Below are 21,440 nucleotides of genomic sequence, written 5' to 3' on the forward strand. Positions count from 1 at the left end.
CATTGCCCGCATGACCCTCGCGGAGCGCCTGGCTGCCTTCGCGGCCGGGCTGGCCTGGGACGATCTGCCGCCCGCCGTCGTCGAGAGCGTGAAGCTCCGGACGCTCGACATCCTGGGGATCGCCCTGGCCGCCTCGGCGCACGAGTTCGCGCCGGCGGTGCGGGGCGCGCTCGAGGCCTGGGGAGGGCGGGGGGACTGCACGGTCGTGGGCGCCAAGGTCACGGCGGCGCCGCCCCTGGCCGCGCTGGCCAACGGCACGCTGGCTCATGGGCTGGACTTCGACGACACCCATGCCGCCTCGATCACTCATGCCTCGGCCGTGGTGGTGCCCTCCGTGCTCGCCGTGGGCGAGAGCGAGGGCGCCGACGGGCGGAGGCTCGTGACCGCCGCCGTCGCCGGTTACGAGGCGATCGCGCGTCTGGGCATGGCCGCGCCCGGCGCGTTCCACGCGCGCGGCTGGCACGCGACGGCCGTGTGCGGCCCGTTCGCCGCCGCGCTGGCGGTGGGCCGGTGCGCGGGGCTGGATGCGGCCCGCCTCACGGCGGCGGTGGGGCTGGCCGGAAGCTTCGCGTCGGGCGTGCTCGAGTTCCACGAGGACGGCTCCTGGAGCAAGCGGGCGCACGCGGGATGGGCCGCCCACGCGGGCCTCGTCGCCTGCGCGCTGGCCCGCGGCGGATTCTCCGGGCCGGCGACCATCCTCGAGGGGCGCTTCGGGCTCTACCGGACGTTCGTCGGCGTCGAGCCGGATCGGCGCCCCTTCGAGACGCTGGGCCGCGAGTGGGAGACGCTGCGGGTGAGCTTCAAGCCTTATCCGTGCTGCCACTACCTGCACGCGTTCCTCGACTGCGCACTGGCCCTCCGGCGAGCCCACGGCATCTCACCCGAGTCGATCGACGCCGTGGAATGCCTGGTGGCCGCCGGCGAGGTGCCCATCGTGTGCGAGCCGCGGGCGGCGAAGCTCCGGCCCCGCACCGCCTACGATTCCCAGTTCAGCCTGCCCTTTGCCGTGGCCGCGGCGCTGCTCGATGGCCGGGTCGGGCTCGACACCTTCGCGCCGGAGCGCTTGAGCGACGCGCGGCTCCTGAGCCTCGCCGGCAGAGTCGCGTACGCGGTCGATCCGGCCTCCCCCTTTCCGCGAGGCTTCCCGGGCTGGGTGCGCCTGCGCCTGCGCGACGGCCGGGTCCTCGAAGCGCGCGAGCCGGACGGCCGCGGCAGCCCCGACCGGCCGCTCGGCCGGGAGGCGATCGTCGAGAAGTTCCGCGACAACGCCGCCCGCGTCCTGCCGCCCACGCGGGTCGACGAGATCGAGCGCGCGGCGCTGAACCTCGACGCGCTCGAGGACGTGGGCGTCCTCATGCGGCTCTGCCGCGCGTAGCCGGGGCGCTGGGGAGGCGCTCGATGGACTTTGCCTTCACCCTGGAGCAGGAGGAGCTGGTCCGGACGCTGCGCGCGTTCGCGCGCAAGGAGCTGGCGCCGCGGTCCCGGCACTGGGACAAGACCGCCGAGTTCCCGTGGGAGGCCTGGCGGCGGATGGGGGAGCTCGGGCTCTTCGGTCTCCGCGCTCCGGTCGAGTACGGCGGCCAGGAGGCGGACCTCGTCACGATGGGCATCGTGACCGAGGAGATCGCGCGCGGCGACGTCAGCTGCACCTACGGGCTGCAACTGGCCGGCCTGGCCGGCGAGATCATCGGGCGCAACGGGACCGAGGAGGTGAAGAAGCGCTGGCTGCCGCCGACGATCGGCGGCGAGGCGGTGATGGCCATCGGCCTCACCGAGCCGAGCGTGGGCTCCGACGCCGCCAACCTGGTCTGCCGCGCCGTGCGCGAACGCGAGGAGTACGTGATCACCGGCGAGAAGTCGGGCATCAGCCTGGGAATGGTGGCTCACGCCATCATGCTCTTCGCCACCACCGACCCGGCGGCCAAGGCCCGCGGGGTGACGGCCTTCCTGGTGCCGCTCGACCTCCCCGGCGTGTCGCGGAGCCCGCTGCGCGACCTCGGCGCCCGCGCGGTCGGGCGCGCCGTGCTCTCGTTCGATCACGTGCGGATCCCCGCCTCCCATCGTCTGGGCGAGGAGGGCAGCGGCTTCTACCAGGTCATGCGCGGCTTCGACTTCAACCGCGTGCTGATCGCTCTGGCGTGCCTGGGCGCGGCGCAGGCCTCGCTGGAGGAGACGATGGCGTACGTGAAGGAGCGCAAGGCCTTCGGCAAGCCGATCGTGCAGTTCGAGGGCGTGTCCTTCCCCATCGCCGAGGCGGCGACCTACATCGACGCGGCCCGCTGGCTCTGTTACCGCGCGCTCTGGCTGGCCGATCATGGGCGGCCCCACACGAAGGAGTCGGCGATGGTGAAGTGGTGGGCGCCCCGGCTCTCCGTGGAGACCATCCACCAGTGCCTGCTGCTGCACGGCCACTACGGCTACACCGACGAGCTACCCTTCGAGCAGCGGCTGCGCGACGTGATCGGGCTCGAGATCGGCGACGGCACCGCAGAGGTCATGAAGCTCATCGTCGCCCGCGAGCTGATGGGGCGCGAGAGCCTGCCGTACTGAGCCGTTCGCGCGACGAGGGCGGCATGCCGCTGAAGACCTACACGCTCCGCGAGCGGCCCGAGCTGGAGGACGAGTTCGAGCGCTTCGCCGCCGCCGGGTGGCCGCGTTTCCTCCGCCAGCGCGACGAGCTGGGCTGCGGCCGCTTCTGGCCGTCGCTCTTCACCACCTTCGCCGACTTCCAGCTCCTGCTGTGCGAGGGCCAGCGCGTCCTCGCCGTCGGCCACGCGGTCCCCTTCGTCTGGGACGGCCGGCCCCAGGACCTGCCGGAATCGATCGCCGGGGTCCTCGAGAACGCCGTGAGCGCGCGCGAGGGCGGGCGCAGCCCTACCGCGCTCTCCGCCCTGGCCGCGATCAGCGGGGAGGACCAGGGGCGGGGGCTCGGCGGCGAAATCGTGAAGTCGATGAGCGCCGTGGCCCGGCAGCACGGGCTGGGCGCGCTGGTCGCGCCCGTGCGACCGACGCTGAAGGCGCGCTACGCGTTGACGCCGATGGAGCGCTACGTGCGCTGGACGCGGGGGGACGGCGCGCCGCTCGATCCCTGGATCCGCGCTCACTGGCGACTGGGCGGGGAGATCGTGCGCGTCGCGCCCCGCACCCTGGTCATCGTGGGGACGGTCGCCCAGTGGGAGGAGTGGACCGAGATGGTCTTTCCCGACAGCGGCCCCTACATCGTCCCCGGGGCGCTCCAGCCGGTGGTGGTCGATCGCGAGCGGGACGAGGGGCGCTACGAGGATCCCAACGTCTGGATGCATCACCCCATCGCCACCTAGTGCCGTTCCAACTATTCGCGCCTAGGAAGGCACCGTGTACGTCGTTCGTGGACAGATTTAGTATCAACAAGTTGGAACGGCACTAGTGCCGTTCCAACTATTCGCGCCAAGGGAGGCGCCGTGTACTACACGTACGTGTTGCGGAGTGATCGAGATCAACGGCCCTACACCGGAACGACGCACGACCTCCGCACCCGAATCAAGCTGCACGCTGACGGAAAGGTGCGCGCGACCGCTTACCGACGGCCACTGGTACTCGTGTACTACGAGGTCGGCCTGAGTAGCGATGATGCGTTTCGCCGGGAACGGTCCTTGAAGACGGGGAAGGGTAAACGCTTCTTGCGCAACCGCCTCGCGTCGTTCCTGGCCAGATTTAGTACCAACAAGTTGGAACGGCGCTAGGTTCATTCTCGACGTGACTGTCGCTGCGCGAACATCCCGGCCACCCCTGTCGTGCCCACGTTGCCGGGTCCCCCTCGTCGACGCGCGCCTGGCGGGGACCGAGGTCGAGCGGTGTCCCCGTTGTGCCGGAATGTGGCTCGACCATCACGAGCTCGACGAGCTGGAAGACAGGGCGTTCGACGTTGACGAGTGGAAGGGCACGCTTGTCTTCGAGCGGGTGGCGACGTCTCTGCCCTGTCCCCGGTGCGGAACGCAGATGAAGCGGTTCCGCTACCGGTACTTCAATCTCGAACTGGACTTCTGCGAGCAGGCGCACGGCTACTGGCTCGACAAGGGTGAGGAGCGGCAGATTCTCGAACTGATGCGGAAGACGAAGGCGAGCGCCCTCCGCAAATTGAAAGCCGAAGATCGTTTCCGGCGCTTCCGGTACTACCTCGACCATCCGGGGTTCCTGGAGACGCTCAAGCGCTGGATCGCTGGCTCCTGAACATTAGAACGCCAGCACGGCGCCTGCTAGTGCCGTTCCAACTATTCGCGCCTAGGAAGGCACCGTGTACGTCGTTCGTGGACAGATTTAGTATCAACAAGTTGGAACGGCACTAGCCTGCCGCTATGAGCTCCAGCCGGGTGCGACCCAACCGCGCGCCCGGCCACCCCACCCCGAGGGGCCGACTCAGGACAAGGAGGATTCCCAGGAGTTTCATCGGAGCGCCCCTGCTCGGCTGGTCATACCCGCGCCGTGCCGGCGCCACCACCGAAAGGTAGTAGAGGAAGGACGCACTCCCTATAGCGCCCGGCCTGGGCGGCGTCAAGGCGCCCCGGGCTCACATTGACCCGCTGAGAGGACGGGCGAGGCCGGTGGCCGTAGGGAGACACCATCAGCACCGAGGGTGACTCGGCGCTGATGCACAGGGTGAATCGACTCCCAATTCCTATCAGCGCGAACGGGCCGGTGTAGGGAATCATGCTGGGGTTCCTATCCGGGGCCAACCGCACGTGGGGCTGCTCGGCTTCGGCGAAGATAAAAGCTCCGCCATCGAAGAACAAAAGAGCGATGAGGACGAGGACGCCGATAACCAAGATGCGTCGCAGCAGCATACGCCCCTCCTGCGCAGGATGTCCCAGAACGGGAAGCCCGCGGACTTTAGGGTGTGGTCCGCACGATGTCAACAGGAGAAACGACGACATCGCGACGCAACGACAGAAGTATCAAAAGCGGCAGAAACGGGAGAGCGGCTCGTCACAAACAAAGTCCCTTGTGACGCCTTGATCCGAGGTCCTTCGCGCGGTAGGATTCCCGCCTTCTCACGAGGGAGGCTCGACGATGCCGCTGCGGCCCCTACCGGCGACACGCCGCCACCGGATTTCGTTCCGGCAGGCTCCCATCCGCTGCGTCGAGTGCGGTCAGGCCGTCGACACGATGGCGGCGTGGCTCGCCCAGCCATGCCCGGTATGGGAAACAGAGGCCCGGTCCTCGCTCCGTCACGAACGTCCGATAGCAAAACGTCGAACCGAAGCATCCTGACCGATGCCGAGACGCCGGTGGCCGTCGGCCTAGGATTCGCGCTGCCCGGCCACGCGGTCAGGCCTGTTCGCTCTCACATCTGTACGACCCTATCAGCCGGCGGGCTTCACGGGAGGCTATGACGAGGAGCTAACGCCCGACCGATGAAGTTCGCCACGTTGCGGCGTCCCCTGACCATAAACGCCGTTATCAGCTCCCGCCGGGTGCGCGCCCCTCCCCCGCCAGCTCGAGCGGGCCGGGCTAGCGTCGCCTTCCCATCACGATGACGAGGGCGGCGACGACCTCGCACCCGACGCAGACGGCCAGGGCGGCGGTGTACGAGCCCGACCAGTCTCGGATCACCCCCAGCAGGCCCGGCCCGAACGCGAAGGTGAACTGATTGATCGCCACCACGAGGCTCACCACGCGGCCGAAGTGCTCCTTGGGGTACTCCACCTGCACGACGAGGCCGGGAAACGTGGTCATGTTACCGACGCCGAGACCGAAGAGCGCGCAGGCGACGTAGAGGAGGGACGGCGAGGGCCATCGGATCATGGCGACGACGGCCACCGCCTGAACGGCGAGGTTGGCGGCGGTCGCCAGCCGCCGGTCGACCCGGTCGATGAACACACCGGTCACCAGCCGGCCGATGATCGCGGCCAGGGTCGTCAGGCTCAGGGCGAGGGCCGCTTGCTCGGCTCCGAGCCGCGGCGTCAGATAGGCCACCTGGTGGGTGATGAAGCCGACCTGGGCCAGCAGACCCAGCGCGAACGGCGCCGAGATGGTCCAGAAACGCCCCGACGTCAAGAGCTCGCGGCGCGGCAGCACCGGGATCGTCCCGGGTCGGCGGGCCTGGTCGGCCGGCCCGGCCACCGCTCCGTCCGGTCGGAGACCCATGACCTCCGGCCCCCGGTGCAGGTAGCGCGCGATCAGCGGCAGCAGGATCACGAGCATGCCGCTCACCAGGACGAGGGCGGCCCAGGCGAAGCCATGGGCGGCGATGAGGGCGGCCCACAACGGAACGATCACCATGCCGCCGGCCGCGGCTCCGTTCATCGCGATGCTCACCGCCAGGCCCCGTTTCCTGTCGAACCAGGGGGCGAGCAGGGCGTTGATGGCGGCCCCGCTGGTGGCGGCCCATCCGACCGCCATCACACCGAAGGCCACGAACAGCTGCCAGGGACGCTCGAGCTGGGGAAGGGCCAGCACCCCCAGCCCCAGCGCGCCCACCGCCACGCTCACGACCCGGCGCGGGCCGAAGCGCTCGAAGGCGTCTCCCACGAAGGCGGTGAGGCTCGCGCCCAGGACGTAGTACACGGTGATGGCGACGGAGATGAACGCGATCGGCCAGCCATGGCGCGCGTTCAGGGCCACCAGGTAGATGCCCAGGCTGTAGAAGCCGGTGCCGAAGGCGAAGAACGCGATCACGAACGCGAGAAAGACGATCTTCCACCCGAAGAACACGCGGAGTCACCTCGCTTGCCCGGGCTGCCAGGGGAGCGTCGGCCGGGATCATATCAAGAGCCCTCGACCGGGCCGGCGGCCCATGAAGGCGCTTGACAGGCCATCCTCCGCCCTATATCACGCAGGCCTGAGCAGACGCCGGACCGGTGAAGGGAGGCTTGCGATGAGGAGGGAGCGAACCCGGGCGCTCATTCTGATAGTGGCGCTGGCGGTGGCGGCGGCGGTCGGTCCGCGCGCCGAGGCAGCCACCAAGCTGGTCTCGGCCTACGCGGCCATCTCCGGCGTCTTCGGCGGTCAGTGGATGGCCCAGGAGGCCGGTGCCTTTGCGCGCCAGGGGCTGGAGTCGTCGCTCGTCTACATCTCCAGCTCCACCAAGATCGCGCAATCGATGCTGTCTGGCGAGGTGCCCATCGCCCTGATGGGCGGTGAGGCCGTGGTGAACGCCGCGCTGGGCGGGGCGGATCTAGTGTTCGTGGCCGGCGCGATCAACCGCCCGCTCTTCTTCATGGTCGTCACCCCGGACATCCAGCGCCCCTCGGACCTCAAGGGTAAGACGCTCGGGGTGAGCCGCTACGGGGCGAGCAGCGACTTCGCCACGCGCCTGGCCCTCCGCCACTGGGGCCTGGAGCCGATCAAAGACGTGGCCATCCTCCAGCTGGGCGGGATCCCCGAGATCCTGGCGGCGATGAAGGCCGGCGGAGTGAAAGGCGGCGCGCTGTCGCCGCCCACGAATGTCCGGGCCCGTCGCGAAGGCTATCGCGAACTGGTCAATACCGCCGACCTGGGATACTTCCCACACGACGCGATCGTCACCACCCGCGCCTTCCTCCGGAACAACGAGGAGACGGTCCGGGCCTTCATCAAGGGCTACGCCGAGGGCGTCCACCGCTACAAGACGGACAAGGCTCTCGCCATCGAAGTTCTGAAGAAATACACCAAGGTCGCTGACCCGGAGCTGCTGGAACAGACGCACGCCCTGACGAGCGCGGTGCTGGAAGACCCTCCCTTACACCTCGACCCGCGTGGGATTCAGGCCGTCCTGGACTTCCTGACCCTTCCCAGCGCGAAGACGGCGAAGCCCGAAGACTTCATGGACCTGCGCATCCTCCGCGAGCTGGAACGATCCGGCTTCTTCAAAACCATCCGCTGATGGTCGGCCGCCCGATGCTCGATGTGCGCGATCTCTCGGTCGCCCGTGGGCTCTCCCTCCTGCCCGAAGTGCGCGGCCTCTTCCCGGCGATGACCGTCGAGGAAAATCTGGTGTTGGGGGGGCCAGCCCGGTAAGGCGGCTGACCCCCCTCCTGCGTGCTTTCGGTCGCGATATGACGTTCGTAGGTGCGCGGCCCGGGGCCGCCGGGCTACCGTCGCTCCCGCGGGGAATCGAGATAGCGCAGCAGGTCGGAGTCGGGCCGCAGCACGATCGTCGTCTCCGGCGAGAAGACCCGCTCGTACGTCTCCAGCCGCCGGATGAAACCATAGAAGGCCGGATCGCGCCCGAAGGCCTGACCAGTGACGGTGATGGCCTGGGCGTCGCCGGCGCCCCGCAGCCCCTGGCTCTCCTGGTAGGCCTTGGCGAGGATGATCTCGCGCTGCTTGTCGGCCTCGGCGCGGATCTCCCGGCCCTTCTCCTCGCCCTCGGCGCGGTAGCGCAGCGCGATCCGCTGGCGCTCCGCCTGCATGCGGGCGAACACGCTGGCCTGGACCTCGGCCGGCAGGTCGGCCCGCTTCACGCGCACGTCGAGCACGCGCAAGCCGAACGGCGCCGCCAGCGCCCGCGCCTCCGCGGTCACCGTCTCCATGATGACCTCGCGCTTCTCCCGGATGATCTCCTTGAAGATCTCCTTGGCCACCTCCTGGCGCAGCCGGGCCGTGATGACGTCGTCCAGACGCGCGATGGCGCCCCGCTCGTCGCGCACGGTGCGGTAGAACTGCAGCGGGTCGACGATCTCCCAGCGTGAGATGTGGTCAATCAGCAACCGCTTCTTGTCGAGCGTGAGGTACTCCGCGCCCCCCGCGTCGGCGGCCAGGACGCGCTTGTCGAAGAAGGTGACCGTGTGCAGGAAGGGCACCTTCCAGTAGAGCCCGGGCTCCCGAACGGTCCGGATGGGCTGGCCGAACCGGGTCACGATCGCCTGCTGCCACTCGGCGACGACGTACGTCGCGCCGCCGAGCATGATGATGACGAGCACGATCACAGCGATCCGCCAGGCCATGGTCATCGCCCTCCCGTGGTCGCCGCCGGCGCCGGCGCCGGCCCGCTGTTGTTGGTTTTCGCCGCCGGAGCCTCGGGGAGGAAGCTCCCCAGGGGCAGCAGCGGCACCACGCTGCTCCGGTCGCCGCGCGAGTCCACCACGACCGTCTTGGTGCGCGGCAGCACGCGATCGACCATCTCGAGGAAGAGCCGGTCGCGCGTCACGGCCTCGGCCTTGCGGTACTCGCCGTGGATGCGCACGAACCGGTCGGCGTCGCCGCGGGCGCGGATCAGGCGCTGCTCGCGGTACGCCTCGGCGGTCCGCAGCATCTGGACGGCCTCGCCGCGGGCCTTGGGCACGACACCCTCGGCGTAGCCCTCGGCCTCCTTGATGAGCCGCTCGCGGTCCTCCCAGGCCCGCACGACGTCGTGGAAGGCCTCTTTGACCTCCCTCGGCGGGTCGACCACGAGCAAGCGGGCCTCCGTGACCAGCAGACCCGTGCCGTACAGGTCCAGCAGATCCTGGAGCTGCTTCTTGACGCGGTCCTGCACCTCCACCCGGCCCTCGGTCATCGTGTAGTCGATGGTGTTCTCGCCGACCGCCGCCCGGAGCGCCACCTCGGCGGAGGAGCGCAACGCCAGCTCGGGCTGGCGCGCCCGGAACAGGAACTTCTCCGGCTCCCGGACGAGGTACTGGACGAAGAGCTGGACGTCGACGATGTTCTCGTCGCCGGTGAGCATCAGTGACTCGCCGGGCAAGGCCCGGGTGCCGGCGCGTTCGGCGCGGAAGCCGATCTCCGCCCGGCGGACCGTCGCGATGTCGACGATGTGGTGCGACTGGATCGGTGCCGGCAAGCGGTAGCGCAGGCCCGAGTCCGTCTGGCCGACGACGCGGCCGAACAGGAGCACGACGCCCCGCTCGCCGGGTCCGACGACGTAGAGGCCCGAGGCGAGCCACACCAGCGCGACGCCGGCGACGACCGCCATGACGACCCGTCGCTTACCCCAGCGCTGCAGGGCGCGCCGCAACGGCTCCAACTGCTCGCTCAGGTCAGGCATGCCTTCGCGTGATGGCCAACTGCTCATGTCGGATCCTCCCTTTCGTGCTCGGATGCGTGTGGTGGAGTTTTCAGCACGCTCGCCCCGCCGTGGCAACGGGTTCGCATCAGCGGGACGAGCACGAGCCCACCGCCGGGAACGTCCGGCGGCTCAGGCGACGGCACGGAGGGGAACGGTCAGTGGTCTTCGGGGGACGGGGCGGGAGCCCGGAGCGACGGATGCGAGCGCGTGACGTGAGCCTGCCGGCAGCAGGGCATCGCGGGCGCGGGCGTGCGGCTCAGCGTGACGGAGCGCTCCACCGGAGCGAGGCGCTCGGCCCCCGGCGCCAGCGGGAGCGGCGCCCCATCGTCGTGGCCGCGGAAGCGGTCCGCCTGGCGCGCCTCGACCGAGTCGACGCCGAACGTCAGCGCGCCCGGCATCAACGGGTTCGAGACGTCGAGCGACACGTAGACCACGACGATCAGCGCCAGCCAGGGCCCTCTCATCGCGGGCATTCTACGCCTGTTTCCGCCGCGCGTCCGGCCAGACCGCGCCCGGCGACCGCCCCGGCCGATGAGCAACGCGCCCCCAGCCGCGCGCCCGGGCACCACCGCCGCTCTGCCTCCCGGGGCTCAAGCGCCCGGTGGCTCGTGCGTGGAGGTCGAACCCTTCCAGGTTGGCCTGGACCCGGGCACCGTTCGGGGGAAGTCTTCGCGCTCATCGAGGCGAAGCAGAAGCTGGTCGCGCCGCTGCTGGCGACCATGCTACGGTCTGCCGCGACGGCGGGGTTCATCCCGAACCGACACGAACCGGTGACGGATGAGAATCACCGGGTAGCTCGCATCATCCGCACAGTTCATCGCGGACAGCCAGCCGGTGGTGCGTGTGTCGAGGCAGCGCGTTGCGGGAGAGATCGAGAGAGCCGGAGGTTCGAGGGCGCGCAATGCTCGAGGTCCGCGATCTCTCGGTGGCCTATGGCGATTTGAGGGTGCTGTGGGGCATCGGCTTCACGGTCCGCCAGGGCGAGCTGGTCGCGCTCATCGGTCCCAACGGAAGCGGCAAGAGCACCACGCTCAAGGCGATCGCCGGGCTCATCGACGTCGAGGAGGGGACGATCACCCTGGACGGGATCTCGCTCCTCGGCGAGCCGCCCTACAGGCGGATCCGCCGGGGGCTCTGCCTCGTGCCCGAAGGGCGCGGCCTCTTCCCGGCGATGACCGTCGAGGAAAATCTGGAGCTGGGGGGCTTCGCGGTCCCGCCGCCGGAGGGGCTGGCGCGCGCGGTCGAGCGGATCTACGCCCTCTTCCCGATCCTCGCCGAACGGCGGCGTCAGCTCGCCGGCGCGCTCTCGGGGGGCGAGCAGCAGATGCTGGCCATCGGGATGGGGCTCGTCTCCCGCCCGCGGCTCCTCGTCCTGGACGAGCCCTCGCTCGGCCTCGCCCCCCTCGTGGTGGACCGTCTCTACGAGACGATCGCGCGGCTCCGGCGAGAGGGGTTGACCATCCTCCTGGTGGAGCAGCAAGTCTTCCTGACCCTCGAGCTCGCCGACCGCGCCTACGTCATGGAGACCGGCCGCATCCGGCAAGAGGGCAGCGGACGCGCGCTGCTGGCCGATCCGCACGTGCAAGCGGCGTATCTCGGCGTGGCGTCGCCGGCGGGATGAAGCCACGCGTGCCCCGGCCAGCCCACTCACGGCTCGAGCCGGTCTGGCGCCGTCGCTACAAATGACCCTCCAGACGCTGCTCGATCTCGTCCTCGGCGGGGTCTCGCTGGGGGGCATCTACGCCCTGGTCGCCTTCACGCTCTCGCTCTCGCTGGCCACCACGCACGTCCTGAACGTCGCCCACGGCACCTTCATGGTCCTGGGGGCGGCGCTGGCCACGCTCCTCTTCCGGATGACGCCGGTGGGCTGGCCGGTGGCGGTGCTGGTCCTGCTGGCCGCCTTCGCGTTGCTCGGCCTCTTCTTCGAAGTGGCGTTCGTGCGGCCGTTCGCCGCCAAGTCCCCGGACCAGATCCTGGTCGGGTCGATCTTGGTGACCTTCGGCTTCGCGCTCGCCGTGGAGGCGCTACTCGGGTACTACTGGGCGCGCCTGGTCGATCCCCAGCCGTCCTTCTCGCTGACCTTCCCCCGGGCTCGCGTCACCCTGCTCGGCGTCGTGTTCTCAGGTACGCGTGTGACTATCCTCGTCGTCGCGGCCGCAGCCATCGCCGCGTTCCATCTCTTCTTGAGGCGGACGCCCCTCGGCCGCGCGGTGCGCGCGCTGTCCCAGAACTACGCGGGCGCCGTGATCCTCGGCGTGAATCCGCGGCTGGTGTCCCTTACGATCTACCTCACCGGGATCACGGCCACGGCCGCCGCCGGCGCGCTGCTGGCGCTGGCCATTCCCCTCGAGCCGTATTCCGGGCTGCGCCTCACGCTGGTGGCCATGACGATCGTCGTGATCGGCGGCGTAGGAAGTCTCCCCGGCGCCCTCCTCGGCGGCGGCCTGCTCGGGATGGCGGAGGTGCTCACGGCCTACGTCCTCGGCTCGGTCTGGTCGCCGGTGGTCTCGCTCCTCGTCTTCTTCACCGTTCTGGTCGTGCGCCCGGAGGGCCTGTGGGGCCGGCGCGCGGCGTGATGCGCGTGGCCGGGGGGCTGGCGGTGGCGGTGTCCCTCCTGATCCCGCTCGTCGGCACGCGGGACCTCGTCACGGCGACCTTCTTCACCGGCCTCTACATCATTCTGGCCCTCAACTACGACATCCTGGGGGGCTTCCTCGGCTACATGACCCTCGGCCAGGGCGCGTTCTTCGGCGTGGCGGCCTACGTCACGGTGCTTCTGCTCAACAGCGCGCGGCTCGACGCCCTCGGGCGCGCGGACATGCTCGTCGCCGTCCTGGTGGCGGTGGCCGCCACCGCGCTCATGGCCTTCGGCTTCGCCTATCCGCTCTTCCGCCTGAGCGGCGCCTACTTCGCCATCGCCACCTTCGCGATGGTGCTCTTGATCCGGCACTTCATCCTCAACCTCCCGGATCTCACGGGCGGCTCCTACGGCGTCTACGTCAACCCGCGCCACTACCTGAGCCTGACCGTCGCCTATTACCTGGGCCTCGGGCTCCTCCTCGCCTCGGCCGGGCTCAACCACGCCATCGCCGGGAGCCGCCTCGGCCTCGCCGTCGCCGCCATCCGCGAGAGCGAGCTGGCGGCGTCCACGATCGGTCTCGACCTCTTCCGCGTGAAGCGGCGCGTGCTGGTCCTCAGCGCGATCCCCTCGGCCCTGGCCGGCGCCGTCTTCGGGCTGCAGGCCGGCTACATCGACGTCGACGCGGCGCTGGGCGTGGACAAAACGCTGCTGCCGGTGATCATGGCGCTGATGGGAGGAAGCGGTCGGGTGGCGGGCCCGGTAGTCGGTGGGCTCGTGGTCCGCGGGATCGACGTGATTCTAAAAAATTATCTCCATCTCACCGTGCCCGCACTGGCGATCTACGGCCTCATCCTGCTCACCATCGGGCTCCTGATGCCCGAGGGCGTGCTCAACGTCGCCGTCCGGCGACGCCGGCTGGCCGCGCGCTCTGTCTAACGGCCGCCGGCGTCGGGCCGGCGCGGCTGCCCGGACCGAGTACGTCCGGAATCCCGCGCACTCGACGCACCTGCCCGGCACCCGCCAGTTCTTTCGTTCGGGCAGACCTCTCCGTCCATAATAGAAGCGTGCGCTCCTGGACGAGGGCCGCTGACACGGTGGCCTACCGCTTCGGCCTGGCCAGCATCAAGACCAGACTCTTGGTCTTCGCGGTGCTGGCCACACTCTTGCCGTCCCTGGCCCTGGGCTGGCGCTCCTACGTGCTTAACCACCAGTACGTTACCGAGAAGATTGCGGGGAATCTGAGGACGATCACGAGCCAGACGGCCCGGGAGATCGATCTCTGGCTCAAGGAGCGGTTGTACGAGATGCGCGTCTTCTCGGCCTCCTACGAAGTGACGGAGAACCTTGAGAGGCTCGCGGGCGGGCGCCGGAGTCCGACCCGGCCGCCGGAGGCCCAGCGACGCCTGGCCCAGTTCCTCAGCTCGGTACGGGAGAAGTTCGTGGACTATGAGGAACTGCTGGTGGCGGGCCCCTCTGGCTCGGTCCTGGTCAGCAGCTCCGAGCGGCCGGGCGCGCTGCGGCTGCCGCCGGACTGGCTGAAGCTGGCCAAGGCCGACACGCCGATCCTCGGCGAGGCGTACTGGGACGAGGAGCGGCGGAAGGGCGTCCTGGCGGTCGCGGTGCCGATCATGGCCGCCAACGGCACCCTGCTCGGCGTGCTGGCCGGCACGCTGAACTTCGGGACGGTGGAGCGAATGCTTGCGGGCCTCGACCCCGGCCCGGAGGGCCACGTCTATGTGGTCCGGCGGGACGGGGCGGTCATCGTCAGTTCGCGCCCAGCGGTGGCGGCCGTGATGAGCACCCGGGTGAGGGCGACGCCGCGCCTGTTCGAGGTGCCGGATGTGTCTCTAGAGTACGCCGACTACCAGGGCCAGGGGGTGGTGGGCCGGCTCACGCCGGTCTCCCAGATGCGATGGGGGGTCGTGGCCGAGGTCGGGCGTCATGCCGCCTACGCGACGATCACGCGGATGCGGAACCTGACGCTGGCCCTCATCGCAGCCGTGCTGCTGGGGATCGGGCTCACGGCCTACCTGTTCGCGCTGACCATCGTACGGCCGCTGAACCGCTTGACCGCGGCGGCGGCGAGGGTGGGCGATGACCTGGAGGTTGCCCTCCCGGTGGTGAGCCAGGGAGAAGTGGGCTACCTGACAGCGGTGTTCAACCGCATGGTGAGCCGCCTCCGGCAAGGGCGCGAGGAGCTGCAGAGGCTGTCCATCACCGACGGACTCACCGGCCTCTACAACCGCAGACACTTGATGGAGACCCTCGCGGCCGAGCTCGATCGCGCCCGGAAGCTCGAACATCGAGTCTCGGTGCTGATGATCGACGTCGACAACTTCAAGCGGTACAACGACAGCGACGGCCACCTGGCCGGCGATGCCATCCTGGTGCGGGTGGCTTCACTGCTCAAGGGCGGCATCCGCGAAGCCGATTACGGCGCGCGCTACGGCGGCGACGAATTCCTGGTGCTCCTGCGGGAGATGGGCCCGGACGAGGCGGTCCCCGTCGCCGAGCGGCTTCAGGCCGACGTGGCGCACGCCATGGAGTCGGCCGGGCCCAACCCGGTTACGGTGAGTGTCGGCGTGGCCTCGTTCCCCACGCACGGTGACAACCCGGAGGCGGTGATCGCCAGCGCTGACGCCGCGCTCTACCAGGCCAAGGAGAGGGGCCGCAACCGGATCGCAGTGGCGAGTGGGCGCCCGGTGTCGCGCGCCGCCCGCTGACGGGACCTACCGCAGGCCGACCAGGTTGTAGAACATCCAGCCCGAGCGGCCGTCGTTCCGGCTGACCCGCACCCAGACGTCTTTGTGCGAGTGTCCCGTGAGCTGGGCTCCGTCCTCGACGACGAAGGCAACCTTGTGATTGAGGCCGGGGCCTTCGCGCACGTTACTCTTGCTCAGGGCCTTGAGCGGTAGGGGCAAGGGAAAGCCGGCTTCTCCGTCCAGGCGGGCGTCCCTCGACGCTCGCCACTCGCCCCCCGCGCTGAGCGCCTTGACCCGGCCGGTGAGATACATCGTGCCGGCGTAGTTCTGCCTCTTGAATTCTTCGGTCGCCATTCTCATCAACTGCTTGGCCTGCTGCACGTCCTGATCTCGTCCTCGTCCGGCGGCCTTCTCGAGTAGCTGGAGCGCGATCTCGGCCTCGGCGAAGTTGGAGGCCGCTTCGGCCTTGCTTTCGACCCCGCGCAGCCTGGCCATTGACCGGACCACCTCCAGGGTGGCCAGGTCGAGCTTCTCCTGGAGCGCCCGTAGCTGGGCCTCCCGCTCGAGCAGAACCAGGTAGGCTCGGTTGAGCTTCAGTTCGAGTTCTTGATTCACGGTGGTCTGCCGCCTCAACAGGTCATCGGCAGTCGCCCGTTCTCGCGCCGCCCGGCCGCGCGCGGCCGCCTGGCCGAACGGCTCGGAGAAGGCGGCACAGCCCGCGACCATGCTCGCGGCGACCGACACCCAGAGGATCAGGCGGGCTGGCGCGCTCAGTGCGAGTCTCAACATCATGCCCAACGAAATTGCAACCCCGGTACCAGGTCCCCCCGATCGATAACGGCCTGTTTCTATGGAGTTTGGGCGGGGCGAGACTGGCGAGAAATCGACCATCTGGACAGGAAATGCCCAGGGATGGCGGGGGATAAGTATAGTCGGGGCTGATCGCCTTGAACGCCTCGACGGTCTTGCGGCAACCCTAATTCACGGCGTCGAGCCAAACGTCGATCAGGGCGAGTTGGCCGGAGGCGACGGCCTTGAGCCCGCGCTCCAAGGCGGGCCGCACCTCGCTCGGCTCCTCCACCTTCTCCCCGTACCCATCGAACGCGCGGGCAATGGCAGCATAGTCCGGGCTCGGTGTGATCGACGTGCCCACAAAGGTCTTGGACTTCACCGCCCACCCTTCGGGGTAATACCGTGGAACGCCGGACTTCTGGGAAAGATACCCATGGTTGTTGAACATCACGATCAGGAGCGGCATCCCGTATTCCTGGGCGAGTCCCAACGCGGCCAGCACCGGGTTGTAGCTGAAGGCACCATCACCGATGGTCACGATGACCGGCCGGGCGGGGGCCGCCGCCTTGACGCCGAGCGCTGTCCCCAAGCCGGTCCCCAGGCCACCGCAGAAGCCCGAGAAGAATGCCCCGGGCTTCAGGCGATCGAGATGGCTCACGATGTGGCTGCGGTGGGTGATCGTCTCATCCACGACGATCGCGTCGGACGGAAGGACTTCGTTCAGCTCATGCACGATCCATCGGGTGTCGATCGGCCTTCGGTTCTTGAGCGCCAGCGCTTCTTCTTCCCACGCCTGCCTGCGCTGTTGATGGCGTTTGCCCCACTCGGCGGCCCGTCGGGCTCGTGTCGCGTCACCGGCGATCCGCTTGGTCAATCGCTCGACGAGTTGGCCCAGCGAGCTTTCCGGCTCACCCGCGAGGCAGAGGTCGACCGACAGCCCCCAATAAGGAAGCTCGGGACGCAGCGGGCTTTCGCCCAGCACCGCCACTCTGGCTCCCCTCGGACCGGCCGACAGAGGATGCCAGGGACGGAGCGCGTTCAGCAGAAGCACCAGATCGGCGTCCTTCAGGTAGGGCCCCGGGTCGTTGCCACCATGCAGGGGATGGGTGCGCGGAAAGTTGACGTATCCGGGGTCGCGCGTCTCCACGACCGGAGCGCCAAGCAGCTCAGCCAGCTCGACGAGCCGCTCGACAGCACCGACGGTTCGCCCGAGCTCCTCGGGGATGATGACCGGGTGCTTCGCCTCGGCCAGCATGCGGGCCAGCTCTTCGATCCCTCGCGGATCGGCCGTCGGACAGTGGGGGAGGCTCGCCGCCGCCGGGGCATTCGTGGCCATCGTCGCGAAGAGGTACTCCATGGGGAGGGAGACGAAGACCGGGCCTCGGGGAATCGACATGGCGAGTTGACAGGCGCGCTGGATCGTCGCGGGCATGAGCGCCGGCGTATTGACGCCGACGCTCCACTTCACGCACGGCTCGACCAGTCGGGCCGGGCCACCCACGTCGGCGAGGTGACGAAGCCATTGCGCGCCGGGGTCGGGCCCCTGTTCCTCGCCGAACCCGATCGATTCACCGGTGAACACCACCATCGGAACCCCCTCGTGCAGCGCGCCACGAAGCGCCATCGTCGCGTGGAGCGCCCCGACCGTCGTGTGGAGCATCACCGCCGGCAACTTGCCGGTCGCCTTGGCGTAACCGCTCGCCATGCCGAGGCTGATCTCCTCGTGTCGCGAGGAGAGGTATCGGGGAATGGCGTCGCGCTGTGAGCACGGCTTGGCCAGATACTCCCATACGGGCGCCCATTCAGAGCCCGGGGAGGCGAAGATGTACTCGATCCCCATCTTGCCCAGCAGGCCCACAAACGCCTCCGCGCCGCTCAAGCCCTTCACGTCCATCTGAGCCCTCCCGCGCGATCACAGCAATCCCGCGTCACTTCTTTGCCCAGAGCTTATCGAAGAAGCCGCTCCTCTCCATTTCATCCAGATAACGGCGGTCGACCATACTTCGAGAAGAGCCCGGCCTCCTGGGCGATCCACGGCGTCGATTGCGACAGGGTGCGCGCCCCATGGATGCCGACCAGCCTCTCCGCCGCCCCCGCCTGATGGGGCACGACGTCGAGCCCAAGCAGAATCAAGATCGCGATCGACCACGAAGACCACCTGATATGGCGCGTGAGGCCGGCCATTCTCGCTCCCTGTACGGAGAGTCGCCTGATGCCTTGCCGCGAGGCCCAGCATAGCCTACCCTGGTCCCCCTGGGTCAGTCCTCGTCCCCAGGGAGGTCTCGATGAAGGGCGTCACGCTCCCCACCGAAACGGTGTTCGTCCTGGAAATGTCGCCCATCAAGTTCGGCCTCGGCGCCAGCGACGAGATCGGGTACGATGCCCGCCGCCTCGGGCTCAAGCGGGTGCTGATCGTCACCGACCGGCATCTGGTCGAGGTCGGCCTGCCCGACCGCATCCGCGCGCTCCTCGATGAGGAAGGGATCAAGGCCGACGTCTACGACGGCGTCGAGATCGAGCCGACCGACCGGTCGATGGAAGAGGCCGCCGAGTACGCGCGCCAGCGCGAGTTCGACGGGCTCATCGGCGTCGGCGGCGGCAGCGCGCTCGACACGTGCAAGGCCGTGAATCTTGTCACGACGTATCCGGCGCCGCTGCTCGACTACATCAACAAGCCCGTCGGGCGCGGCGTGGCCGTCCCCGGTCCGCTCAAGCCGATGATCGCGGTGCCGACGACGGCCGGCACCGGCAGCGAGACGACGGCGGTGGCGGTGACCCACGTGGTCGACCAGAACGTCAAGGCGGGCGTGTCGCACCGGCTGCTGCGGCCGGCCCTCGGGCTGGTGGACCCGCTCAACACGTTGACCGCCCCGCCCCCGGTGACCGCCGCCGCCGGCGTCGATATCCTCACCCACGCCATCGAGTCCTACACGACGCGCCCGTACAACGCGCGACCGAAGCACCACCCGCCCGACCGCCCCGCCTACATCGGAGCCAACCCCGCCAGTGACGTCTGGTGCGAGAAGGCCATCGAGTACGTGGGCAAGTACCTGCGCCGCGCGGTGCTGAACGGGCTCGACCTCGAGGCGCGGGTGCACCTGGCGTTGGCGGCCAACTATGCGGGCATCGGCTTCGGCAACGCCGGCGTCCACGTCCCCCACGCCGTCGCCTACCCCATCGCGGGGCTCGTGCGCGACTACGTGCCGGACGGCTACCGGACGACGCACGCGCTGGTCCCCCACGGCGTGTCGGTCATCTTGACGGCGCCGGCCGCCTTCCGCTTCACCTATTCGACGTCGCCGGAACGGCATCTGCGGGCCGCCGAGCTGCTGGGGGTCCCGACCCAGGAACTCTCCGAGCGCGAGCGCCGCGAGGCCCTGCCCGGCGCGCTGATGGCGCTCATGCGTGACGTCGGGATCCCCAACGGGCTTCTGGCCATCGGTTACGGCGAGCACGACATCCCGGCGCTCATCGAGGGCACGCTCAAGCAGCCGCGGCTCCTGGCCGGCGCGCCGCGGCCGGTGGGAGCCCCGGAGCTCGAGGCGATCCTCCGCGACTCGCTCCGCCTTTGGTGAGGTTTCTATGAAAATCGGCGTCGTCTTCCCGCAAGTCGAGATCGGCAACGACCCCGCGGCCATCCGCGACTATGCGCAGGCCGTCGAGGCGATGGGCTACACCCACATCCTCACCTTCGACCACGTGCTCGGCGCCAATCCCGCGAGCTACCCGGGCTGGAAGGGCCCGTACACGTACCGGCATCCGTTCCACGAGCCCTTCGTCCTCTTCGGCTTCCTGGCCGCCGCCACCGCGCGGGTCGAGCTCGTGACCGGGATCATCATCCTGCCCCAGCGGCAGACCGCGCTCGTCGCCAAGCAGGCGGCCACGGTGGACGTGCTCTCGGGCGGCCGGCTCCGCCTGGGCGTCGCCGTCGGCTGGAACTTCGTGGAGTACGAAGCGCTCGGCGAAGACTTCCAGACCCGGGGCCAGCGGATCGAGGAGCAGATCGAGATGCTCCGCACGCTCTGGACGCGGGAGCTCGTCACCGTGAAGGCGCGCTGGCACCGCGTGTCCGACGCGGGGATCAACCCGCTGCCGGTGCAGCGGCCGATTCCGATCTGGATGGGTGGCGAGAGCGAGCGCGTCCGGCGGCGGGCCGCGCGCCTGGCCGACGGCTGGATGCCCCACTTCCGTCCCGGGCCCGAGGCCCAGGCCCTCATCGATCACCTGTACGGCTGGGTCCGGGAGGCGGGACGCGACCCTGGGAAGTTCGGGATCGAGGGGCGCTTCACGCTGGCCCAGGTGCCGCGCGACCAGTGGGCGAAGGAGCTGGCGGCGTGGCGCGCCCTGCGCGGCGTGACCCACGTCTGCGTTCACACGGTCGGGCTCGGGCTCAAGACATCGGCCGATCACGTCGAGACTCTCCGCCGCTTCAGGGACGAGGCGGGGGTCCGTTGAGGGAGGCTAAGAGGATGCGCACCGTTGTCCTGGGGTTCGTCGCGACGATCATGGCCGTTCTTCCCGCGTGGGGACAGGAGCTGACACCCATCAAGCTGGCCGAGGGCGTCTACGCGATCACCGGCCCCCGCGGCGCCATCAACACGGGCTTCGTGGTGGGGGATCGCGGCGTCTTCGTCTACAGCTGTCAGCTCGCCGAGTACGATCAGCGGCTGGCCGCGATCCGGAGCGTGGCCGGCGGCAAGCCGATTCGCTTCGTCGCCAACGGCCACTACGCCTGGGACGACGTGGGCTGCAACCACATGCTGGCCGAGCAGGGCGCGGTGATACTCGGGAACCCCGAGTTCGCCAGGCTGCTCCGCCCGTACTGGGCCGGTCGGGTCGCGGGCGACCTCAAAGGCGGGCGTGTGAAGAAGGAATACCTCGAAGGCAAGCGGGTCGAGATGGCCCTGCCGTCGGTGCTCTTTGACCAGAAGCTGACCCTCGACCTCGGCACCCACGTCGTCGAGCTGATCTTCATGGGGAAGGCCCACACCCCGGACAATACGGTCGCCTGGCTCCCCAGGGAAAAGGTCCTCTTCACCAACGACCTCCTCTTCGCCGAGCTTCACCCGGTGGCCGACGAGCGCTCCGACATCGCGAACTGGCAGCGCATCTTGAAGACGCTGGCGGGCTGGGACCCCGCCAGCGTGGTGCCGGGCCACGGGCGCTTCACGGCCGGCAACGGCCCGAAGTCGCTCCTCGAGCTCGACCGCTACTGGGAGACGCTGCGCGGGAAGGTCCGCACGATGAAGGAGAGCGGAAAGTCGCTGGAGGATGTCAAGAAGGGCATCGGGGCGGAGTTCACGGAGTTTTCGAGCTGGGGCAAGGGCGGGCGCCTGGAGCCGGCGGAGGCGGTCCGATCGGCCGCCGAGCTGATCTACGGGGAGCTCTCGAAGTAGCGGCGGGG

General features: G+C 69.3%; 22 protein-coding genes. 14 read left to right on the plus strand and 8 right to left on the minus strand.

Going from position 1 to position 21,440, the window contains the following annotated elements:
• Positions 1-10: 10 nt before the first annotated feature.
• From VGV13_11170 to VGV13_11190, 5 genes are all read left to right on the plus strand, one after another.
• Positions 11-1,375, plus strand: coding sequence for an MmgE/PrpD family protein (locus VGV13_11170; GenBank protein HEV8641647.1), 1,365 nt, complete (start codon positions 11-13; stop codon positions 1,373-1,375).
• A 23-nt stretch (positions 1,376-1,398) separates the two neighbouring features.
• A complete protein-coding gene (locus VGV13_11175; protein ID HEV8641648.1) occupies positions 1,399-2,550 on the plus strand; it encodes an acyl-CoA dehydrogenase family protein in 1,152 nt (383 codons plus the stop codon).
• Between the two features lie 23 nt (positions 2,551-2,573).
• Positions 2,574-3,320 (plus strand): GNAT family N-acetyltransferase, encoded by a 747-nt coding sequence (locus VGV13_11180; protein ID HEV8641649.1) that lies wholly within the window; start codon positions 2,574-2,576, stop codon positions 3,318-3,320.
• A gap of 135 nt (positions 3,321-3,455) precedes the next feature.
• Complete coding sequence (locus VGV13_11185; GenBank protein ID HEV8641650.1) at positions 3,456-3,722, plus strand: GIY-YIG nuclease family protein; 267 nt, start codon at positions 3,456-3,458, stop codon at positions 3,720-3,722.
• Positions 3,723-3,735: 13 nt separating this feature from the next.
• On the plus strand, positions 3,736-4,209 hold the full coding sequence (locus VGV13_11190; GenBank protein HEV8641651.1) for a zf-TFIIB domain-containing protein: 474 nt from the start codon (positions 3,736-3,738) through the stop codon (positions 4,207-4,209).
• A 239-nt stretch (positions 4,210-4,448) separates the two neighbouring features.
• Here VGV13_11190 and VGV13_11195 read toward each other — a convergent pair whose 3' ends face one another.
• Positions 4,449-4,820 (minus strand): hypothetical protein, encoded by a 372-nt coding sequence (locus VGV13_11195; GenBank protein HEV8641652.1) that lies wholly within the window; start codon positions 4,818-4,820, stop codon positions 4,449-4,451.
• A 667-nt stretch (positions 4,821-5,487) separates the two neighbouring features.
• The gene (locus tag VGV13_11200) at positions 5,488-6,690 is read right to left on the minus strand and encodes an MFS transporter (protein ID HEV8641653.1); all 1,203 of its coding nucleotides are present in this window, start codon (positions 6,688-6,690) and stop codon (positions 5,488-5,490) included.
• Between the two features lie 163 nt (positions 6,691-6,853).
• Here VGV13_11200 and VGV13_11205 point away from each other — a divergent pair, with 163 nt between their 5' ends.
• The gene (locus tag VGV13_11205) at positions 6,854-7,840 is read left to right on the plus strand and encodes an ABC transporter substrate-binding protein (protein ID HEV8641654.1); all 987 of its coding nucleotides are present in this window, start codon (positions 6,854-6,856) and stop codon (positions 7,838-7,840) included.
• Complete coding sequence (locus VGV13_11210) at positions 7,840-7,974, plus strand: hypothetical protein (GenBank protein ID HEV8641655.1); 135 nt, start codon at positions 7,840-7,842, stop codon at positions 7,972-7,974. The genes VGV13_11205 and VGV13_11210 overlap by 1 nt, the downstream gene beginning before the upstream one ends.
• Before the next feature lie 74 nt (positions 7,975-8,048).
• On the opposite strand, the gene VGV13_11215 is transcribed toward VGV13_11210, so the two are convergent.
• From VGV13_11215 to VGV13_11225, 3 genes are all read right to left on the minus strand, one after another.
• Complete coding sequence (locus VGV13_11215; GenBank protein ID HEV8641656.1) at positions 8,049-8,909, minus strand: protease modulator HflC; 861 nt, start codon at positions 8,907-8,909, stop codon at positions 8,049-8,051.
• Positions 8,906-9,940, minus strand: coding sequence for an FtsH protease activity modulator HflK (gene hflK, locus VGV13_11220; GenBank protein HEV8641657.1), 1,035 nt, complete (start codon positions 9,938-9,940; stop codon positions 8,906-8,908). The genes VGV13_11215 and hflK overlap by 4 nt, the downstream gene beginning before the upstream one ends.
• Positions 9,941-10,116: 176 nt before the next feature.
• Entirely contained in the window at positions 10,117-10,425 is a 309-nt protein-coding gene (locus tag VGV13_11225) for a hypothetical protein (GenBank protein ID HEV8641658.1), read from the minus strand.
• A 437-nt stretch (positions 10,426-10,862) separates the two neighbouring features.
• Between VGV13_11225 and VGV13_11230 the strand changes: the two genes are divergently transcribed.
• From VGV13_11230 to VGV13_11245, 4 genes are all read left to right on the plus strand, one after another.
• A complete protein-coding gene (locus tag VGV13_11230; protein HEV8641659.1) occupies positions 10,863-11,582 on the plus strand; it encodes an ABC transporter ATP-binding protein in 720 nt (239 codons plus the stop codon).
• Positions 11,583-11,643: 61 nt separating this feature from the next.
• Positions 11,644-12,537 (plus strand): branched-chain amino acid ABC transporter permease, encoded by an 894-nt coding sequence (locus VGV13_11235; GenBank protein HEV8641660.1) that lies wholly within the window; start codon positions 11,644-11,646, stop codon positions 12,535-12,537.
• Complete coding sequence (locus VGV13_11240; GenBank protein HEV8641661.1) at positions 12,516-13,478, plus strand: branched-chain amino acid ABC transporter permease; 963 nt, start codon at positions 12,516-12,518, stop codon at positions 13,476-13,478. Before VGV13_11235 ends, VGV13_11240 begins: the two co-directional genes overlap by 22 nt.
• Before the next feature lie 128 nt (positions 13,479-13,606).
• On the plus strand, positions 13,607-15,265 hold the full coding sequence (locus tag VGV13_11245; GenBank protein HEV8641662.1) for a diguanylate cyclase: 1,659 nt from the start codon (positions 13,607-13,609) through the stop codon (positions 15,263-15,265).
• 6 nt (positions 15,266-15,271) lie between these two features.
• Here VGV13_11245 and VGV13_11250 read toward each other — a convergent pair whose 3' ends face one another.
• From VGV13_11250 to VGV13_11260, 3 genes are all read right to left on the minus strand, one after another.
• The gene (locus VGV13_11250; protein ID HEV8641663.1) at positions 15,272-15,988 is read right to left on the minus strand and encodes an SH3 domain-containing protein; all 717 of its coding nucleotides are present in this window, start codon (positions 15,986-15,988) and stop codon (positions 15,272-15,274) included.
• A gap of 232 nt (positions 15,989-16,220) precedes the next feature.
• A complete protein-coding gene (locus tag VGV13_11255; protein ID HEV8641664.1) occupies positions 16,221-17,930 on the minus strand; it encodes a thiamine pyrophosphate-dependent enzyme in 1,710 nt (569 codons plus the stop codon).
• 80 nt (positions 17,931-18,010) lie between these two features.
• Positions 18,011-18,220, minus strand: a complete 210-nt coding sequence (locus VGV13_11260; GenBank protein ID HEV8641665.1) for a hypothetical protein — start codon at positions 18,218-18,220, stop codon at positions 18,011-18,013.
• A gap of 101 nt (positions 18,221-18,321) precedes the next feature.
• On the opposite strand from VGV13_11260, the gene VGV13_11265 reads away from it, so the two are divergent.
• From VGV13_11265 to VGV13_11275, 3 genes are read left to right on the plus strand one after another with little or no spacing between them, the layout of a single operon-like run.
• Complete coding sequence (locus VGV13_11265) at positions 18,322-19,611, plus strand: hydroxyacid-oxoacid transhydrogenase (GenBank protein ID HEV8641666.1); 1,290 nt, start codon at positions 18,322-18,324, stop codon at positions 19,609-19,611.
• Between the two features lie 7 nt (positions 19,612-19,618).
• The gene (locus VGV13_11270; GenBank protein ID HEV8641667.1) at positions 19,619-20,491 is read left to right on the plus strand and encodes an LLM class F420-dependent oxidoreductase; all 873 of its coding nucleotides are present in this window, start codon (positions 19,619-19,621) and stop codon (positions 20,489-20,491) included.
• Between the two features lie 14 nt (positions 20,492-20,505).
• Positions 20,506-21,432 (plus strand): MBL fold metallo-hydrolase, encoded by a 927-nt coding sequence (locus tag VGV13_11275; protein ID HEV8641668.1) that lies wholly within the window; start codon positions 20,506-20,508, stop codon positions 21,430-21,432.
• Positions 21,433-21,440 lie beyond the last annotated feature (8 nt).

This window comes from Candidatus Methylomirabilota bacterium, from assembly GCA_036001065.1.
Taxonomy (GTDB): Bacteria; Methylomirabilota; Methylomirabilia; order Rokubacteriales; family CSP1-6; genus MNEF01.

What these genes read in the sequence shown, in the direction of transcription:
- VGV13_11170 (HEV8641647.1), top strand. Translation starts at nt 11, where the DNA reads ATGACCCTCGCGGAGCGCCTGGCTGCCTTCGCGGCCGGGCTGGCCTGG.
- VGV13_11175 (HEV8641648.1), top strand. Translation starts at nt 1,399, where the DNA reads ATGGACTTTGCCTTCACCCTGGAGCAGGAGGAGCTGGTCCGGACGCTG.
- VGV13_11180 (HEV8641649.1), top strand. Translation starts at nt 2,574, where the DNA reads ATGCCGCTGAAGACCTACACGCTCCGCGAGCGGCCCGAGCTGGAGGAC.
- VGV13_11195 (HEV8641652.1), bottom strand. Translation starts at nt 4,820, where the DNA reads ATGCTGCTGCGACGCATCTTGGTTATCGGCGTCCTCGTCCTCATCGCT.
- VGV13_11205 (HEV8641654.1), top strand. Translation starts at nt 6,854, where the DNA reads ATGAGGAGGGAGCGAACCCGGGCGCTCATTCTGATAGTGGCGCTGGCG.
- VGV13_11210 (HEV8641655.1), top strand. Translation starts at nt 7,840, where the DNA reads ATGGTCGGCCGCCCGATGCTCGATGTGCGCGATCTCTCGGTCGCCCGT.
- VGV13_11215 (HEV8641656.1), bottom strand. Translation starts at nt 8,909, where the DNA reads ATGACCATGGCCTGGCGGATCGCTGTGATCGTGCTCGTCATCATCATG.
- hflK (HEV8641657.1), bottom strand. Translation starts at nt 9,940, where the DNA reads ATGCCTGACCTGAGCGAGCAGTTGGAGCCGTTGCGGCGCGCCCTGCAG.
- VGV13_11225 (HEV8641658.1), bottom strand. Translation starts at nt 10,425, where the DNA reads ATGAGAGGGCCCTGGCTGGCGCTGATCGTCGTGGTCTACGTGTCGCTC.
- VGV13_11230 (HEV8641659.1), top strand. Translation starts at nt 10,863, where the DNA reads ATGCTCGAGGTCCGCGATCTCTCGGTGGCCTATGGCGATTTGAGGGTG.
- VGV13_11235 (HEV8641660.1), top strand. Translation starts at nt 11,644, where the DNA reads ATGACCCTCCAGACGCTGCTCGATCTCGTCCTCGGCGGGGTCTCGCTG.
- VGV13_11255 (HEV8641664.1), bottom strand. Translation starts at nt 17,930, where the DNA reads ATGGACGTGAAGGGCTTGAGCGGCGCGGAGGCGTTTGTGGGCCTGCTG.
- VGV13_11260 (HEV8641665.1), bottom strand. Translation starts at nt 18,220, where the DNA reads ATGGCCGGCCTCACGCGCCATATCAGGTGGTCTTCGTGGTCGATCGCG.
- VGV13_11265 (HEV8641666.1), top strand. Translation starts at nt 18,322, where the DNA reads ATGAAGGGCGTCACGCTCCCCACCGAAACGGTGTTCGTCCTGGAAATG.
- VGV13_11270 (HEV8641667.1), top strand. Translation starts at nt 19,619, where the DNA reads ATGAAAATCGGCGTCGTCTTCCCGCAAGTCGAGATCGGCAACGACCCC.
- VGV13_11275 (HEV8641668.1), top strand. Translation starts at nt 20,506, where the DNA reads ATGCGCACCGTTGTCCTGGGGTTCGTCGCGACGATCATGGCCGTTCTT.